Genomic DNA, 18,203 nt, shown 5'->3' on the forward strand with positions numbered 1-18,203 from the left:
TTATATCATGAGCTTGCCGCCGCTCAGGATTGCGGCGTGGTGGCCTTGCGCGCCTCCTTCTGCCCGATACCCAACTGGTGCTCGCGATAGATGATGAAGATGCCGGCAGCGACCACGATGACCGTGCCGATCAGCATGGTAACGCTCGGGACGTCGCCAAAGACGAAATAGGCGACGATGCCGCCGAGCAGGATCGACGTGTATTCGAACGGCGCGATCGTGGAGACATCGGCATGACGGTAACTTTCCGTCAGCAGGATCTGCGCGACGCCGCCGCAAAAGCCGGCCGCGATCAGGCAGAACGCCGAAGGCCATGGCAGGACCAGCCAGCCGAACGGAAGAGACGCCAGCGAAAAGACCGAGGCGGTGATCGAGAAATAAAGCACGATCGTCGTGGTCTTCTCCTCCTCGACGAGGCGGCGCACCTGGATCATCGCCATGCCGCCAAGAACGGCCGAGAGCAGCACCGAGAGCGCGCCGACCGCCTGTTCGGCCTCCATGCCGCCGTCGCGAAACAGCGTAAGCTTCGGCCAGGAGACGATGGCGACGCCGACGATGCCGAACAACACGGCGCTCCAGCGATAGATGCGCACGGTCTCACCGAGAAAAACTGCGGCGAAGATGACGGCGACGAGCGGCATCGCGTAGCCGAGCGCGATTGCCTCCGGCAGTGGCAGGTGCAAGAGGCCATAGAAGCCGAAACCCATCGACATGATGCCGATCGTGCCGCGCTTGAGATGCCCAATCGGATTGGCCGTATAGAAAGCCGACTGCAACTGCCTGTTATAGGCGAGAAACGCCATGATCGGAAAGAGCGCGAAGAAGGACCGGCAGAAGGTGACCTGCCCCGGCGGAATATCCGAGCCGGCCAGTTTGATGAAAGTCTGCATGGCCAGGAAGACCACGACCGACGAGACTTTGAGCGTAATGCCCCTCATCGGATTTCTGAGAACCGAGTGCATGATCCTGGCTCTTGATGCTGACTTAACAGGGTGGGAGACGCGTTCGACTCGGGAACGCAGCGGATGATTTCCGGCATCGTAACGAAAGAAAATTCCGATGGGCGAAAAAACCGCAGGCAATCCAGGAGAATCGCAAAATCACTTCCGCACCTGCTCGATCTGCGCAGGTACATCCGCATTGCGTCGAAAACTCTCTTCCTTGAGGTCATTCCCCCTAAAATGTCCGCCCACGGCCGCTTGGCATTAACCAATTGAAAACCATAGCCGAGCATCGTTTTTCGTCATCTAGTTGAAAAACACCTTCACCGCCAAACGATTGCCCACGCTCCAGGATACTTTGATGAAGCCGCTTAGCGCAGAAACAATTGCCCAATCGCAGACTGCGACACCGCGCTCCATGCGCGTCGTTACCGACGGCATCAGCACCGACCTTGAGCGCTTCAGCGCCGACAACACGCATATCGTCAAGCAGATCAAGCTGCTTGCGATCAATGCGCTGATCGAGGCGGCAAGAGCGGGCGAGACCGGGAAGGGCTTTGCGGTCGTCGCCAACGAGGTACAGCGGCTGGCACAGATTGCAACCGACATCACCGGCAGGTTCGAGAGCAACGTCCTCGGCCGCATCGGCCTCAGCCGCGCCATGGCCGATTCACTCGTCGAGGAGATGGAGGGGGTGCGCCTGACGGATCTCGCGCAGACGCTGGTGCAGCTCATCGTTCGCAATCTCTTCGAGCGCACGGCCGATGTGCGCTGGTGGGCAACGGACCCGGCACTCTGGCAGACGCTGCAGGAACCGGGCCGGGAAACCGTCGCCTTCGCGGCGGAGCGTCTCGGCGCCATCAACCGTTTCTACACCGTCTATCTCGATCTAGTCATGACCGATCTCTCGGGCAAGGTGATCGCTTCCGCCAATCCCCATTTCCAGCGCAAGATCGGCGGCACGAGCCTTTCCGGCGATCCGTGGTTCCGTGCGGCATCGGCTTGTGCTTCCGGCGACTCGTATATCGTCGACGAGGTCAAATCCAGCCCGCTCCACGACAACAGGCATGCGCTTGTTTATGCGACCGGCATTCGCGAAAACGGCAAGCTCGACGGGCGACTGATCGGCACGCTCGGCGTCTATTTCGACTGGCAGAACCAGGGCCAGGCGATCGTCGAGAAAGAGGCGAACCTGCCGCCGCAGCTGGCGGAAAAGACGACGGTCATGCTGCTCGACGGCAAGAGCCGGGTCATCGCTACCACCAATCCCGCGCTGCTCTTTTCCCATTTCGCGCTCGCCAACCCATCCGGCCAGGCAAAAGGCAGCTACTACGACAACAACGGCTCGATCGTCGCCTTCGCGCGCACCCTCGGCTACGAGGATTATGACGGGCTCGGCTGGTATGGCGTCGTCGTGCAACGGACGGAAAGCGATGCGGCGATCAAGATGGCACTCAATCTTAAATAGTCGCATCAAAGCAGCCGCACCCACTGGTTTCAAACGGAATATTTGACCGGGAACTTCATGTTCAAGGGCAATTTGCTTTAACTTTAGTTCAGACTTTAATGTAATTATGCCCGGCAAATTTATGGCAGAGTGCGCCCGCCTCTGTATTCCGCGATTGTCCAATAACGGTCTTCAGGAACCACCATGCGAACAGATACCGGCCAGGTTATTCATCTGGCAGACTACCGCCCCACCGACTTCGTACTGGAACGCGTGGACCTGACCTTCGAACTCGACCCGACGGAGACAAAGGTCGAGGCCCGTCTTATCTTTCACCGCCGCCCGGGCGCAGATCCCACGGCACCGATCGTTCTTGACGGCGACGAACTGACCCTGTCGGGGCTGCTGTTCGACCAGGTGGAGCTGGACCCTTCGCGCTACGACGCCACCGCGGACAGCCTGACGGTGCGCGACCTGCCTGAAAGCGCGCCGTTCGAGCTGACGATCACCACGATCATCAATCCCGAGGCCAACACCAAGCTGATGGGCCTTTACCGCACAAGCGGAATCTATTGCACGCAGTGCGAGGCGGAGGGCTTCCGCCGCATCACCTATTTCCCCGACCGGCCGGATGTGCTCGCGCCGTTTACGGTCAACATCATCGCCGACAAGGACGCCAATCCGCTGCTCTTGTCGAACGGCAACTTCCTCGGCGGCGCGGGCTACGGCCCCGGCAAGCATTTCGCCGCCTGGTTCGACCCTCATCCGAAGCCGAGCTATCTCTTCGCGCTCGTCGCCGGCGATCTCGGCGTCGTCGAAGACACGTTCACGACCATGTCCGGCCGTGAAGTGGTGCTGAAGATCTACGTCGAGCACGGCAAGGAGCCGCGCGCGGCCTATGCCATGGACGCGCTGAAACGCTCGATGAAGTGGGACGAAGAGGTCTTCGGCCGCGAATATGATCTCGATATCTTCATGATCGTCGCCGTCTCCGACTTCAACATGGGGGCGATGGAGAACAAGGGTCTCAACATCTTCAACGACAAATACGTGCTTGCCGACCCCGAGATCGCGACCGATGCCGACTACGCCAATATCGAGACGATCATCGCGCATGAATATTTCCACAACTGGACCGGCAACCGTATCACCTGCCGCGACTGGTTCCAGCTCTGCCTCAAGGAAGGCCTGACGGTCTATCGCGACCACGAATTCTCATCCGACCAGCGCTCGCGCCCGGTCAAGCGCATTGCAGAGGTGCGCCATCTGAAATCGGAGCAGTTTCCCGAGGACGGCGGCCCACTCGCTCATCCGGTGCGGCCGACGAAATATCGAGAGATCAACAATTTCTATACGACGACGGTCTACGAGAAGGGCAGCGAAGTCACGCGGATGATCGCGACGCTGCTCGGGAAGGACGGCTTCAAGAAGGGCATGGACCTCTATTTCGACCGCCACGACGGCCAGGCCGTGACGATCGAGGATTTCGTCAAATGCTTCGAAGAGGCGAGCGGGCGCGACCTCGCGCAATTTTCGCTCTGGTACCACCAGGCCGGCACGCCGCTCGTCACCGCATCGGGCAGCTACGATGCCGCGGCCGCCAGCTTCACCCTGTCGCTCGAACAGATGACGCCTGCCACCCCCGGTCAACCGGATAAAGAGCCGATGCATATTCCCCTGAGCGTCGCTCTCTTCGGCGAAAACGGCGGCAAGATCGAGCCGACTTTGGTCGAGGGCGCCGAATATGCCGGCGAAGTGCTGCATCTCACTGGCCGCACGCAGACGGCGGTCTTCCATGGCGTTGGATCGCGGCCGGTCGTTTCGATCAACCGCAGTTTCTCGGCTCCGATCAACCTGCATTTCGATCAGAGCCCGGCCGATCTCGCCCATCTTGCCCGCCATGAGACTGACCATTTCGCCCGCTGGCAGTCGCTGACCGACCTCGCACTGCCGAACCTCCTGAAAGCGGCGCGCGATGCCCGCGAGGGCAAGCCGGTGGTCTGCGAGGTGACTTTCGTCGAGACGCTGATTGCGGCCGCCGCCGATGAGAGCCTCGAACCCGCCTTTCGCGCCCAGGCGCTGGCGCTGCCGAGCGAATCCGACATCGCCCGCGAACTCGGCAGCAACAACGATCCCGATGCCATTCATGCCGGCCGGCAAGCGATCCTGAAACAGATCGCCGATGCAGGAAGGGACGTCTTTGCCACCCTCTACGCAACAATGACGACATCGGGCGATTTCAGACCGGACGCAAAAAGCGCCGGCCTGCGCGCACTGCGCAATGCCGCCCTCACCTATCTCTCTCATGCCGAAGAGACGCCGGCTCGTGCCAAGGCCGCTTTCGATGCGGCCAACAACATGACCGATCTCAGCCATGCGCTGACGATCCTGGCCCATCGTTTCCCCGACAGCGCGGAGACGAGCGAGGCGCTGGCGACATTCCGTGACCGTTTCGCGGAGAATGCGCTCGTCATCGACAAATGGTTTGCGATCCAGGCCGGCATTCCGGGCGCGAAAACCCTGGATCGGGTCCGCACACTGATGGACAATCCGCTTTTCAAGCGGACCAACCCGAACCGGATGCGCTCTCTCGTCGGCAGCTTCGCCTTCAGCAATCCGACCGGCTTCGGCCGCGCCGACGGCGAAGGCTACCGCTTTCTGGCCGACCAGATTCTCGATATCGACGGGCGCAACCCGCAGCTTGCCGCACGCATCCTCACCTCCATGCGCTCCTGGCGCTCTCTGGAACCGGCGCGTGCCGATCATGCTCGCGCCGCGCTCCTTGAGATCGAACGGGCTCCGGCTCTTTCGACCGACGTGCGCGACATCGTCGAACGCACGCTTAAGGGGTAATTTGTTTCGGCCAGCCGCCGCACAAAATGCGGCGGCCAGCCGTCAAATGATTCGAATCACCCGGAAAAACCCGAAAATATAAATAGTTAACGGATTTTTACCTTTGCCTCTGGACAAGGCGAATCACCCATGATTCTCTAGGTCAGGTTCGAGCGAGCGGCGCGCGAATCACATGAGGGACAAGGCGAAGAGATGATGGACGTGCGGCGGGCAACCGTGGCCGGAGGACGGCTGCGTGTCGATTTTGACGGGCTGAAAGCCTGGCGAGGCAGCCTTTCCGGTCATGCGACATCGGAGCCGCTGCTTCGTCATCTGCCAAAGGCGGAGCTCATCTTGAAGCGCGCCATTCCGGCGCTGATCGTCGCCTTCCTCACCGTCGTCGCCGCCTCACATTTCTTCGGCATGATGAGTGAATACGGCCGGATGGAGGCCTCAGCCCGCCACGCCACCGCCCTTTCGGCGGCGACCGCCTCTGCCGTCTTTGCCGATGCGGCCGATATCTTCGACAGCGGCGATATCACCCAAGCACAGGACCGGCTTGCCAAGTTCCTGCCGCAGGACCGGCTGGACAGCGGCGCCTTCGTGCTGCTCGTGCAGGCAAGCGGCAAGGTTTTTGCCGCGACGACCGCCGGGCTTTCGCATGTCGGCAGCAATGTCGGCGACTTCTTCCCCGAGGTCTCGGCGATCCGGCGCTTCGGCGATCGCGCCGGCGTCATCGAAACGACGATCGGCGGCGTTCCGCACTATGCCGAGATCACGCTGATGGGCAATGCCGGCGGCTATATCGTTGCCGCCACCTCGCTCGACGAGATCGGCCGGCTCTGGCGTGAGGAACTGGCGCTCAACGTGACGCTGTTTGCCGGCATCTCCTCGATCCTGCTCGTTATCCTCTATGCTTATTACACGCAGGTGAAGCGCGCCCGCGACGCCGACGACATCTTCCTGGAATCGAACTTGCGGGTCGAGACGGCGCTGTCGCGCGGCCGCTGCGGCCTCTGGGATTTCGATTTCGAGAACCGCGAATTCTTCTGGTCGCGCTCAATGTACGACATGCTCGGCCTGCCCGGTTCCGACAAGACGATGGGCTTCGGCGAGGCAGCACGGCTGATGCATCCCGATGACGGCGGGCTGTACGAGATCGCGCGCGCCATCGCCAATGGCCACTCCGGCCAGGTCGACCAGATCTTTCGCATGCGCCATGCCGGCGGCCATTACGTCTGGATGCGGGCCCGCGCCCAGGTGATCCGCAGCAATTCCGGCCGCATGCACCTGATCGGCATCGCTATGGACGTGACCGAACAGCATCGGCTTGCCCAGCGCTATGCGGAAGCCGACCAGCGGCTCGCCGATGCCATCGAATGCACCTCGGAGGCCTTCGTGCTCTGGGACAAGAACGATCGCCTCGTCATGTGCAACACCCATTTCCAGCAGGCCTATGGGCTGCCGGACAGCGTGCTCGTGCCCGGCACCGAGCGCTCGATCGTCAATGCCGCTGCCGCCCGCCCCGTCATCGAACGGCGGATCGCCGATGCCGACGGCTCCGGCTATTCGCGTACGACCGAGGTGCAGCTTGCCGACGAGCGCTGGCTGCAGATCAACGAACGGCGCACCCGCGACGGCGGGCGGGTCTCGGTCGGGACCGATATCACCTTGATGAAACGTCACCAGGAGCGGCTGCGCGAATCCGAACGCCGGCTGATGGCGACGATCGGCGATCTCTCCGCCTCGCGCCAGACGCTGGAGGCCCAGAAATCCGAGCTTTCGACTGCTAACGCCAACTACCAGGCGGAGAAGGAGCGCGCCGAGGCCGCCAACAAGGCGAAATCGGAATTCCTCGCCAACATGTCGCATGAGCTGCGCACACCGCTGAACGCTATCCTCGGCTTCTCGGAAATCCTGCAGAACCAGATGTTCGGCCCGCTCGGCTCGCTGAAATACGACGAATATGCCCGTGATATCCACGACAGCGGCAAACATCTGCTCAACGTCATCAACGACATCCTCGACATGTCGAAGATCGAGGCCGGACACCTCAGGCTGCACCGCGAGCGTATCGACCTCGTGCCGCTGATTGAGGAAAGCCTGCGCTTCACCGCCATTCCGGCGGCTGAGAAAAATATCGTCATCGACCAGCGCATCTGCTCCGGCCTGACGCTAATGGCCGACCGCCGGGCGATGAAACAGGTGCTGCTCAACCTGCTCTCCAATGCCGTGAAATTCACCGACAATGGCGGTCGCATTGCGGTGCGCACACGCCGCATCGACGGCACCGTCGTCGTCACCATAGCCGACACCGGCATCGGCATTCCGCGCTCGGCGCTCTCCAAGATCGGCCAGCCCTTCGAACAGGTGCAGAGCCAGTATGCCAAGAGCAAGGGCGGCTCCGGCCTCGGGCTCGCCATCTCCCGCTCGCTGACCTCACTGCATGGCGGGCGCATGAAGATCCGCTCTCGCGAAGCGATCGGCACCGTGATCTCGCTGCGCATTCCGGATGATGTCTAGGGTCGCTCCATATTAAACGAAAGATTCGGGGCGACGGCATCAAGCACCCGATGAATCAGCCGGTTATCCCTCTGCCTCGGGGCAAGCGGGAATGGATCACGTACCCCGGCAATGGTTTCGAACTCCATCTAACGCCCGTCGTTGCCCGTCCGTGTGATACTTGTGTCATACGGCTCCACGAAGTTCCGCGCCAACAATGAAACTTGCGGAAACACTAATGTATCCAAAATGCGAAGTAAAAATTGCGTTTACGCCGCACAATTTATGCGGATATGCGAAGGTAATGATTTAGCAACTGCCGCAACCGATAACTGGTCCATAGCTGACAAACACTCTTCATCTGCCTGCTCAGCTTAAACAAATCAATTTCCGTTGGATGAATCACTCATCCGACTACCGTTTCTGCGAGCTATTCTCAGGATCTTAAGACGGGGGATCATGACGACATCCCGTCAGCTTTCCATACAGAGAAATCTAATGTTGCCGTCATCCTTCTTCTCCCGCATCAGCTCCAAACTTGCAATCATGTCTGGTCTCGGAATGGTCATGGTCATCACCATGCTGACGACCACGTGGCTGACGAACCGAATGGTCGGCGAAAGCTCCAGTCTCGAACGGCAACAGCTGATCATTTCGCGTAATGCCGTGGATACCAAGGCTTCTGTTCGAGGCATGCAGGTCGGCGTACGCGACCTCCGCCTTGCCGATTCGACGGACAAGGTTGCGGCTGCCGTTGCCTTCATAACCGAGAACCACGAATCGGCGAGCAAATACCTGAACGAGGCGATATCCGCCATGGCAGTGGGTGTCGACTCGGATCGAATGCAGAAGGTCAAGGGCATGACCGACGCTTACTTCGCCTTGGCGGGCGATCTCGCGAAGGTCATCGGCGCAAAGCTCGGTCAATCGGCGACTGATACAAACCTGAAAGGGCAAGAGGAAGAACTTAGGGCAAAGCTCCTGGGAATTGCTCAAAATGCGACCAAGACGTTGGACGAGGGCGTTAACGCCGCCAAGGAGAGTGCGCAGCAAGCAGACGTTGACAAGATCGCGATCCAAAGTTTGGCCCAGAAGCTGAATCTCGGTGTTGGCATGCTTGTTCTCATGACTCTCGCAGCGTCCGCTGCTTTCGGCAGCCGCGCTATCGCCAAGCCGATTGCGCGGATCACCAGCGCGATGGGCAATCTCGCTTCCGGCGATACAACGGCACAGGTCCCGTTCGTCGGTCGTCTGGATGAGATCGGGGCAATGGCGGCCGCGGTGGACGTATTCCGGGAAGCGGCCATTACCAACAGCCGTCTCGAAGGTGACGCACGGGCGTCGCGTGAACAACAGGACGCCGAGCGGGCCGCTACGCAGAAGCGCATGGAAATGGAAGCCGAGCAACTGCGCTTTGCCTCCGAACATCTCGGTGCCGGCCTGAAGCGCTTGGCGGCCGGTGACCTGGCCTTTCAGCTGAACGAGGCTTTTGCACCGGATTTCGAACCTCTGCGCCGTGATTTCAACGAGTCGGTCCGCCAGCTGAATGCGGCCCTGTCCACGATGGCTGAGAGCATCACCATTATGGACGGCGGCACACGCGAAATCGCCACTGGCGCCGGGGATCTCGCCAAACGCACCGAGCAGCAGGCCGCCTCGCTGGAGGAGACCGCAGCCGCGCTCGATCAGATCACCGCCAATGTCAGCTCGTCGACGAAGACGACGGAAGAAGCCCGCACCGTCGCTACCCAGGCCAACCAGAGTGCGGCGAAATCCGCCGAGGTGGTTTCACAGGCCGAAGAGGCGATGCGGCGGATCGAGCAGAGCGCACAGCAGATCTCCAACATCATCGGCGTCATCGACGAGATCGCCTTCCAGACCAATCTGTTGGCGCTCAACGCCGGGGTCGAGGCGGCGCGTGCCGGCGAGGCAGGCAAGGGCTTTGCGGTCGTCGCGCAGGAAGTGCGCGAACTGGCGCAACGTTCGGCCAAGGCAGCCAAGGAGATCAAGGACCTCATTCAAAATTCGACGGCCGAAGTGGAAGGCGGCGTGAAGCTGGTGCACGATACCGGAGAGGCATTGAACGTCATCGGTAGCTTCATCAGGCAGATCAACGACCATATGAGCTCGATCTCCGTCTCCGCAAAGGAGCAGGCGACAGGTTTGGCGGAGATCAACACAGCGGTCAATTCGATGGACCAGAGCACGCAGCAGAATGCGGCGATGGTGGAAGAATCGACGGCTGCCGCATCAAGCCTGGCACAGGAAGCCGCGAAGCTTCGCGACCTAGTCGCTCGCTTCAAATTCGGGGCGGCCGCACCGCGCATGGCCAATCATGCCAGCCAGCCAGTCACTTCGCCTGCCCGCGCACTGACTCAGAAAATTGCCGGCGCCTTCGGCCGCGGGAGTACGGCTGTCGCCGCTCAGACGTGGGAAGAATTTTGATGAGCGCTCAACTGCTGGGCTGAACTGGAATTGCTAAGCTTTTACAGCGGTCAGGAATATTTTCCTGACCGCTTTCGAAAGCCGCTTCACCTCCCCCTCCAACGTTTTGATGTCAGGGCAGTCGCCGGCGCGACAGACGAGTTCGGTGAGGCCGGCGGGTGCATCGTTCGGATCGAACGAGCCGTCGATGGAGAGGCGGATCAATTGTGAAAGGCCGGTATAGAGCGCGAAGGCCTCGAGGCATATGTCGAGATCGGCCGTCGCCATCAGCCTGTCACCAAGCACCTTCAAGGCCTCGCCGGTGCTCATGCCGTTCACGGCAATGCCAACGCCCCTGGTCGGGGCGATCAACGCCAGATACTGGGCGATGAATTCGAGGTCGATGACGCCGCCGGGGATCAGCTTCAGGTCCCAGGGACCTGATGGCGGCTTTTCCTTGTCGATCAGTTCGCGCATTTCGGCGACGTCATGCGCCACTTTGGCAATGTCGCGATCGGCCGACAGCACCTCCCGAATGATCTGCTCCGCCTCGGCGACGAGGCTCTCGTTGCCACAAATCAGCCGAGCGCGGCTCAGCGCCATATGCTCCCAGGTCCACGCCTCCTCGCGCTGGTATTTGCCGAACGAATTGATGCGGGTGGCGACCGGTCCCTTGTTGCCGGAGGGGCGCAGCCGCATGTCCACCTCATAGAGCACACCCTCGGCAGTCGGCGCCGAGAAGGCGGCGATCAGCCGTTGGGTGATGCGGGTGAAATAGCGCGTTGCGTCGAGCGGTTTCGGCCCATCGGATTCGGCAGCGGCGTCGTCATAGTCGTAGAGCAGGATCAGATCGATGTCTGAACCTGCCGTCAGCTCGAAGCTGCCGAGCTTGCCCATGCCAGCAATCGCGATGCGCCCGCCGGGATAGTCGCCATGGGCTGCCCGCATCTCGTTCACCACGGCATCGAGCGCCGCTGATATAATGAGGTCGGCCAGATGGGTGAAGGCGCGTGCGGCCATCGCGCCGTTGATCGCGCCGGTGAGCAGGCGGATGCCGATCAGGAAGCGCTGTTCGGCAGCGAAGATGCGCAGCCGGTCGAGCACCTCCTCATAGTGGCGCGCCTGGGCAAGCGAGCCCTTCAGCCGCTCACCGAGATACTCGCGCGTCGGCAGCTCGGCCATCAGGCCGGGATCGAGCATGCCGTCGAAGACATGCGGCTTGGCGGCGATCACCTCGGCAAGCCGTGGTGCGGAGGACATGATATTGACGATCAGCGATAAAAGCGCCGGGTTGCTGCCAAGCAGCGAGAAGAGCTGGATGCCGGAGGGAAGGCCCGAAATGAAGCTGTCGAAGCGCAATAGCGCTTCGTCGGCACGCTTGCTTTCACCGAAGACGCGCAGCAGCTCCGGCGCCAGCTCCGTCAGCCTTTCGCGCGCCTCGACCGATTGCGTCGCGCGGTAGCGGCCATAGTGCCAGGTGCGGATGATGCGGGAAATGTCGGACGGCCTGTTGAAACCGAGTTTCTTCAGAGTCTCCAGCGTATCCGGGTCGTCGCCCTGGCCGGTGAAGACGAGGTTTCCGGTCTCGGCAGAAAGCTTGCTCTCCTGTTCGAACAGCTGGGCATAACGCCGCTCTACCGTCTTCAGCACACCGACCAGCCGTTCGGAGAAACTCGGCGTATCGGTGAAGCCCATCATGAAGGCGATACGTTTCAGGTCGGCATCCGTCTCCGGCAGCAGGTGGGTCTGCTCGTCGCGCACCATCTGGATGCGATGCTCGACATCGCGCAGGAACCAGTAGGCCTCCGTCAGTTCATCGCGGGTCTCCGCATCGATCCATTTCGCCTTGGTGAGTTCGCCGAGCGTCTCCTCCGTCACCCGGCCGCGCAGCGATGGCATGCGGCCGCCTGCGATCAGTTGCTGCGTCTGGACGAAGAATTCAATCTCGCGGATGCCGCCGCGGCCGAGCTTGACGTTATGGCCCTTCACCGCGATCGCGCCGTGGCCCTTATGCGCATGGATTTGCCGCTTGATCGAATGGATATCGGCAATCGCCGCATAATCGAGATATTTGCGGAAGACGAAAGGGGCGAGCCCGCGCAGGAATTCTGCACCCGCAGGAAGGTCGCCGGCAACGGCCCGCGCCTTGATGAAAGCTGCCCGCTCCCAATTCTGGCCCCTGCCCTCGTAATAGATCATCGCCGCATCGACCGGGATCGCGAGCGGCGTCGAGCCGGGGTCCGGACGCAGTCGGAGATCCGTGCGGAAGACGTAACCGTCAGCCGTGCGCTCCTGCAGGATGCGCACCAGACGGCGCATCATCCTCGGGAAAATCTCGATCGCGTCATCCGGGTCGGGCACGATACCCGCCTGCTCGTCGAAGAAGACCACGAGGTCGATATCGGAGGAATAGTTGAGCTCGCAGGCGCCGAGTTTGCCCATGCCAAGCACGATTAGCCCCGAGCCCTTGCTTGGCGCCGCCAGATCCAGCAGCCGCAGCTTTCCGCCCTCATGGGCGGCCAGCAGCAGATGGTCTATTGCGGCGGCAACCGATGCTTCGGCAAGCTCACTCAGCCAGGCCGTCGTCGCCCGTCCGTCGAAGATGCGCGCAAGATCCGCAACGGCAACGAGGAAGGCCACCTTGCGCTTGATGGTGCGCAGCCTGGTCATCACCACGGATTCCGCAGGTGCGGCGCCTTCGCCATCAGGTTGCCAGCAGCGCCGCGCCTCGGCGATCAACGCTTCGATCTGCGGTTCCAGCGGTTCGCTGACGGCGCCGGCAAGAACGGCGGGGTCGAGATTGACGATTTCACGCAGATAGGGCGACAGCGTCAGCACCGCCGCGATGAAATCGCGCAACGGCCCCTCGGTCTTCAGCATCGTGGCCACCGACGGCTCGTGTCTGCCCGCCTCCTGAAGGTCGGCCAGCGCCAGCTTCAGCTCCGTCTGGTTCAGCGGACGCAATAATCCTTCGGCCACATCCTTCAGACCATGCGTCGATTTCGTCAGCATGCGCTCTCCTAGCCTTACCGCCGAAGGAAGTACCACGCAGAATCGTGGACGACCTCCTTCGACCGGCATTAAACTAGGGTCTTGGCGGCAAACCGCCAATACGCGATTCGACCGATGGTATCTGACAAAGGACTCAGGCGGCGGGCATAGTCGCCAACAGCGCTTCGAGCTTGTCGTAGGCATCCGAAACGCCGGTCGACATGCCTGTTTTCAGCACGAAGTCGCGCGTCTCCTTGCTGTCGTAGAGAATGGTGTTGGTCATCACGGTCCGTCCGCCCCTCTCTTCGAAGATCAGCGTCGACAGCGATTCCGCGCCGCCGTCGAAGATTTCGGTGGCGACCAGACGTTCCGGCGGAACGATTTCCTTGAAGATGCTCGTCAGGCCGAGGTCCGGCTGGCCTTCCATCCTCCAGACGAGACGCAGCTTTCCGCCGACGCGGAGGTCGACCTCGCAGACGGCAAGTTCGGAATCGAACGGCACCAGCCAGCGCTTCAGCAACTCCGGCATCGTATAGGCCTTGAAGATCATTTCGCGCGGGGCATCAAAGCTGCGCGCCATGCTGATTTCGCGGTCGCTCGGCAGGCTGACTTCCAGATCTGTCTTGCTCATGCTTCATTTCCTCCTTCGGCCTTCATGGCCTTTTCCTCGTCCTTCAACTCTTCCAGCAACGTGTCGAGCCGTTGGAACTTCGCCTCCCAGAGGGTGCGGTAACGGTCCAGCCAATGGTTCACCTGGCTAAGAGGCTCAACCTCGATCCGGCAGGGTCGCCGCTGGGCATCGCGGCCGCGCGTAATCAGCCCGGCATTCTCCAGGACTTTCAAATGCTTGGAAACAGCCGGCTGGCTCATCGCAAAAGGTTCGGCAAGTTCCAGCACCGATGCCTCGCCCTCGAGCAAGCGGGCAAGGATCGCCCGCCGTGTCGGATCGGCAAGAGCGGCGAATGTTGCATCCAGTCCCGACGTCGAAAGCATTTATATAACCTTTTAGTTTTATAACTTACTGGCTATATAAATGGCTAACCGAAGGCGGTCAAGCCCCTCGCGCGGCCCGCCATATTGACTGACATCGGTAAAGTCAGGCGGCCTTGGCCGGGAAGATCATGCTGACCGTCAATCCGCGCCGTTCAGGCTTGTCGGGATCGGTATCGGAGAGTTCCAGCCGGCCGTTGTGCAGCTCCATTACCGCTTCAACTAGGGAAAGCCCAAGTCCCGTACCGGGCTTCGAGCGGCTTTCGTCAAGGCGAACGAAGCGCTTCACCACGTCGTCGCGCCTTTCGGCAGGCACACCCGGCCCGTGATCGGCGACCGAAAGACAGATACCATCAGGGTGGCGAGCAAGCTTCAGCGACACCTCGCCCGCTCCCTCCGTATCGGAGGAATATTTGATCGCATTGTCGAGCAGGTTGAAGATCGCCTGGCCGATCAGTTCACGATTGCCCTGCACTTCCACATCGGGCTCGATGCTGGAGCTGAGGCCGAGCCCAGCCTCTTCCGCCGCCGGTTCGTAAAGCTCAGCGCTATCGGAGACGATCGCCGAAAGCTCGACCGGCGACATTTCCGCCGCGACTGATCCCGCCTCGACACGGGAGATCATCAACAGCGCGTTGAAGGTACGGATCAGCTGGTCCGATTCGGAAATGATGCCTTCGAGAGCTGTGCGCCGGGTATCGCCGTCGGTTAGATCGAGCGCATCGGCCGCCTTGTTGCGCAGGCGGGTCAGTGGCGTCTTGAGATCATGAGCGATGTTGTCGGAGACCTGCCGCAGGCCCTCGTTCAGCTTCTCGATGCGTTCGAGCATGGTATTCAAAGACACCGACAACCGGTCGAATTCATCGCCCGATCCGCCCACCGGCAGGCGCTGCGACAGGTCGCCGGCCATGATTTTCTTGCTTGCATCCGACATGCGGTCGATGCGTTTCAGCGCGTTGCGGCCGATGGCGAACCAGATGATGATCGCGCCGAGCCCCATGATCGCCAAAGCCACCATCAGCGCCTGGCGCACCAGCAGACGGAACCGCTCAGGATCGCCGAGGTCGCGGCCGATCAGAATTCTGAGGCCGTTGTCGAGCACGAAGATATTGGCGATCGCTCTGTGGCGGCGCTCGATGCCGCTGTCGGTATAACGCTGATAGATGAAGGGGGCGGAGGTCCAACCGATCTCCTCGAAGACACCCGGCTGCACCGAGGCGACGTTGCCGGCGAGGATATCGCCGGAGGGACCGGCGATGATGTAGAGGTTGGCGCCCGGCTGGCGGGCGCGCCGCTCCATGGTGCGCAGGAGAAGGTTCATGCCGCCGGTGTCATAGGCGCGCTGCACCTGCTCCACCTCCTGCCTGACGGCGTCTCGGATCTGGCCGGTCAGCAGCCGTTCCGACATCGCCGTCACATAAAAGACGAGTGTCGCGGCGCAGATGGCAAAAAGCAGGATGTAGAGTGCCGAAAGGCGGACTGCGGTGGACTTGAAGAGAACCCTGAAGCGGCTCATCCCTCATCCTTGATCATATACCCCGCGCCCCGAATGGTCTTCAGGAGCGGCTGGCTATAGTCTTTTTCGATCTTCGAGCGCAGGCGCGAGACGTGCACGTCGATGACGTTGGTCTGCGGGTCAAAATGATAGTCCCAGACGTTTTCGAGCAGCATGGTGCGGGTCACCACCTGGCCGGCATTCTTCATCAGATATTCGAGCAGGCGGAATTCGCGCGGCTGCAGCAGGATCTCCTTGCCGCCGCGGCGCACCTCGTGGGAAAGCCGGTCCAGCTCGAGATCGCCGACGCGATAGACGACATCCTGATCCGGCGTGCCCTTGCGGCGGCCGAGCACCTCGACTCGCGCCAGCAATTCGCTGAAGGCATAGGGCTTCGGCAGATAGTCGTCGCCGCCAGCGCGGAGACCGGTCACACGGTCATCGACCTGACCCAGCGCGGAGAGGATGAGGACCGGCGTATGGATGGCCTTGCGGCGCAGCTCGCTGATGACGGACAGCCCGTCCCGGCGCGGCAGCATGCGGTCGATGACGATGACGTCGTAGGTATTTTCGGACCCCATAAACAGGCCGCTCTCGCCGTCGCTGGCGTGATCGGCGACGATGCCTGCCTCACGAAAGGCTTTCGTGAGGTAGACTGCGGCTTCGAGATCATCTTCGATGATGAGAATCTTCATGCGGCCGACATTACCCACCGGCTGCGTTTCGGCAAGGCTCAAAGCATGTTCCTGCGGGGCGGCGCTCATTGAGATCGTCCTTCAAAGATCAGAGGAATCGAGCCGCGCGGACTTTCGTCCGCGCGGCTGCTATTTCCCGGGGATCAGCCCTGGCCGTTGATCGGAAGCGCTACGAAACGGCTTCCCTCGCCGGACTGGATCTGGAAGAGCGCGCGGGTGCGGCCGTCCTTCTTGGCCTGGTTCAGCACCCTGACGACATCGGCGGCGCTAGAGACTTCCTGATTGTTGACGGAGGTGATCTTTTCGCCTTCCTTGATGCCCTTGTCGGCAGCGTCGGAGTCCGGGTCGATACCCGTAATCGCCAGGCCCTTGCCGTCATCGGAGGGACCGACCGTCAGGCCGAGATCGGCGAGCGCCTTCTCGGAAGCCGGTGCCTCGGGCTGCTGCGGCTGGTTGTTGTCATCAGCGGACGCATCCTTCTGGTCGGCCGGCAATGTGCCGAGTTCGACGGTGAGAGACTGCGCCTTGCCGGCACGCCAGACCGAAAGCTCGGCCTTGCTGCCAGGCTGCATCGCGCCGATGCGGCGGCTGAGGTCACGCGCATCCTTGATCGTTTCGCCATTGAGGGCGGTAACGACGTCGCCAGCCTTCATACCGGCCTTGTCACCCGGCGATCCGGCCTGCGGGGCAACCACGAGCGCGCCGCTCGGCTCGGAGAGGCCGATGGATTCGGCGATATCCTTGGTCACCGGCTGGATCTGGACGCCCAGCCAGCCGCGCGAAACCTGGCCGTCCTTCATCAGGTCGGCAACAACATCCTTGGCGGTCGAGGCCGGAATGGCGAAGGCGATGCCGACGCTACCGCCGGACGGCGAGAAGATCGCGGTGTTGATGCCGACGACTTCGCCGTTGAGGTTGAAGGTCGGGCCGCCGGAGTTGCCGCGGTTCACCGCGGCATCCACCTGCAGGTAGTCGTCATAAGGACCGGAGCCGATGTCGCGGCCGCGGGCCGAGACGATGCCTGCGGTGACCGTGCCGCCGAGGCCGAAGGGGTTGCCGACGGCGACGACCCAGTCGCCGACGCGGACGTTATTGTCGTCGGCCCAGTTGACGTAGGTGAACTTCTTACCCTTGCCGTCGACCTTCAGGACAGCGAGGTCGGTGCGCGGATCCTTGCCGATCAGCTTGGCATCGAGTTCGGTGCCGTCATTCATGACGGCGACGAAAGCCTGGCCATCGGAAACGACGTGATTGTTGGTGACGATGTAGCCGTCCTCAGAGATGAAGAAGCCGGAGCCCTGGGCGACGGGGCGCAGGCGACCCTTGCCGTTCGGACCGCCGGGACCGTTCTGGCCGAAGCGGTGCTGATGACCCTGCTGGTCATTCGGATCCTGCTGGCCGAACTGCTTGAAGAAGCGCTTCAGCGGATGATCGTCGGGAAGGTCATCGAAGCCGCGGCCGTTGAAATCGAAGGAGAAGCCTTCATTGTTGTCGGCGACGGGATTGACGCGGTTTTCGACACGGACGGAAACGACCGCCGGTGAAACGGCATCGACGACATTGGCGAAGCTCGGAACGGCAGGCGCCTGAACCTTGACAGCTTCGGCATAAGACCGGGTGATTTCGAGCGGAACGCCGGTTGCGAGCACAGCGGCTGCAATACCGGCGACGGTAGAAGCCTTGAGCACGGTGGCGAGGGACGGACGTCCGTTGAAATTCTTGAGCATTGGAGCACCTTCTCTTGTTCTTAGATCTTCAGACCGGCAGCGCCGGATCAGTCGATGACTGAAGATATAGGACGTCGCACCTTACTGCGAACTGTCCGGCCAATGAAAAATTCGTAATGTTTAAAATGTTTGGCGGAGGGCCGAGCTCGCCCCAACTGC

General features: G+C 61.4%; 11 protein-coding genes. 4 read left to right on the forward strand and 7 right to left on the reverse strand.

The window, feature by feature from the left end:
* Nucleotides 1-23: 23 nt before the first annotated feature.
* Nucleotides 24-962 (reverse strand): DMT family transporter, encoded by a 939-nt coding sequence (locus EFD55_RS16875; protein ID WP_125846205.1) that lies wholly within the window; start codon nt 960-962, stop codon nt 24-26.
* 340 nt (nt 963-1,302) lie between these two features.
* Here EFD55_RS16875 and EFD55_RS34110 point away from each other — a divergent pair, with 340 nt between their 5' ends.
* The 4 genes from EFD55_RS34110 (at nt 1,303) to EFD55_RS16900 (ending at nt 10,167) form a co-directional block, all read left to right on the forward strand.
* The gene (locus EFD55_RS34110; RefSeq protein ID WP_125846207.1) at nt 1,303-2,409 is read left to right on the forward strand and encodes a methyl-accepting chemotaxis protein; all 1,107 of its coding nucleotides are present in this window, start codon (nt 1,303-1,305) and stop codon (nt 2,407-2,409) included.
* Between the two features lie 183 nt (nt 2,410-2,592).
* Nucleotides 2,593-5,241, forward strand: a complete 2,649-nt coding sequence (pepN, locus tag EFD55_RS16890; protein WP_125846208.1) for an aminopeptidase N — start codon at nt 2,593-2,595, stop codon at nt 5,239-5,241.
* Between the two features lie 192 nt (nt 5,242-5,433).
* Entirely contained in the window at nt 5,434-7,743 is a 2,310-nt protein-coding gene (locus tag EFD55_RS16895) for a PAS domain-containing sensor histidine kinase (RefSeq protein WP_125846209.1), read from the forward strand.
* A 477-nt stretch (nt 7,744-8,220) separates the two neighbouring features.
* Nucleotides 8,221-10,167, forward strand: a complete 1,947-nt coding sequence (locus EFD55_RS16900) for a methyl-accepting chemotaxis protein (protein ID WP_125846210.1) — start codon at nt 8,221-8,223, stop codon at nt 10,165-10,167.
* Nucleotides 10,168-10,200: 33 nt separating this feature from the next.
* Here EFD55_RS16900 and EFD55_RS16905 read toward each other — a convergent pair whose 3' ends face one another.
* From EFD55_RS16905 to EFD55_RS16930, 6 genes are all read right to left on the reverse strand, one after another.
* Nucleotides 10,201-13,158, reverse strand: a complete 2,958-nt coding sequence (locus tag EFD55_RS16905) for a bifunctional [glutamine synthetase] adenylyltransferase/[glutamine synthetase]-adenylyl-L-tyrosine phosphorylase (protein ID WP_125846211.1) — start codon at nt 13,156-13,158, stop codon at nt 10,201-10,203.
* Between the two features lie 133 nt (nt 13,159-13,291).
* Complete coding sequence (locus EFD55_RS16910; protein ID WP_125846212.1) at nt 13,292-13,768, reverse strand: SRPBCC family protein; 477 nt, start codon at nt 13,766-13,768, stop codon at nt 13,292-13,294.
* Nucleotides 13,765-14,130, reverse strand: a complete 366-nt coding sequence (locus EFD55_RS16915) for an ArsR/SmtB family transcription factor (protein ID WP_125846213.1) — start codon at nt 14,128-14,130, stop codon at nt 13,765-13,767. The genes EFD55_RS16910 and EFD55_RS16915 overlap by 4 nt, the downstream gene beginning before the upstream one ends.
* 103 nt (nt 14,131-14,233) lie before the next feature.
* Nucleotides 14,234-15,643: a sensor histidine kinase gene (locus tag EFD55_RS16920; RefSeq protein WP_125846214.1), complete on the reverse strand. Its 1,410-nt coding sequence runs from the start codon at nt 15,641-15,643 to the stop codon at nt 14,234-14,236.
* The gene (locus EFD55_RS16925; protein ID WP_125846215.1) at nt 15,640-16,386 is read right to left on the reverse strand and encodes a response regulator transcription factor; all 747 of its coding nucleotides are present in this window, start codon (nt 16,384-16,386) and stop codon (nt 15,640-15,642) included. The genes EFD55_RS16920 and EFD55_RS16925 overlap by 4 nt, the downstream gene beginning before the upstream one ends.
* 74 nt (nt 16,387-16,460) lie before the next feature.
* Nucleotides 16,461-18,044 (reverse strand): Do family serine endopeptidase, encoded by a 1,584-nt coding sequence (locus tag EFD55_RS16930; protein WP_125846216.1) that lies wholly within the window; start codon nt 18,042-18,044, stop codon nt 16,461-16,463.
* Nucleotides 18,045-18,203 lie beyond the last annotated feature (159 nt).

Source organism: Rhizobium pisi (assembly GCF_003938655.1).
Lineage (GTDB): Bacteria > Pseudomonadota > Alphaproteobacteria > Rhizobiales > Rhizobiaceae > Rhizobium > Rhizobium pisi.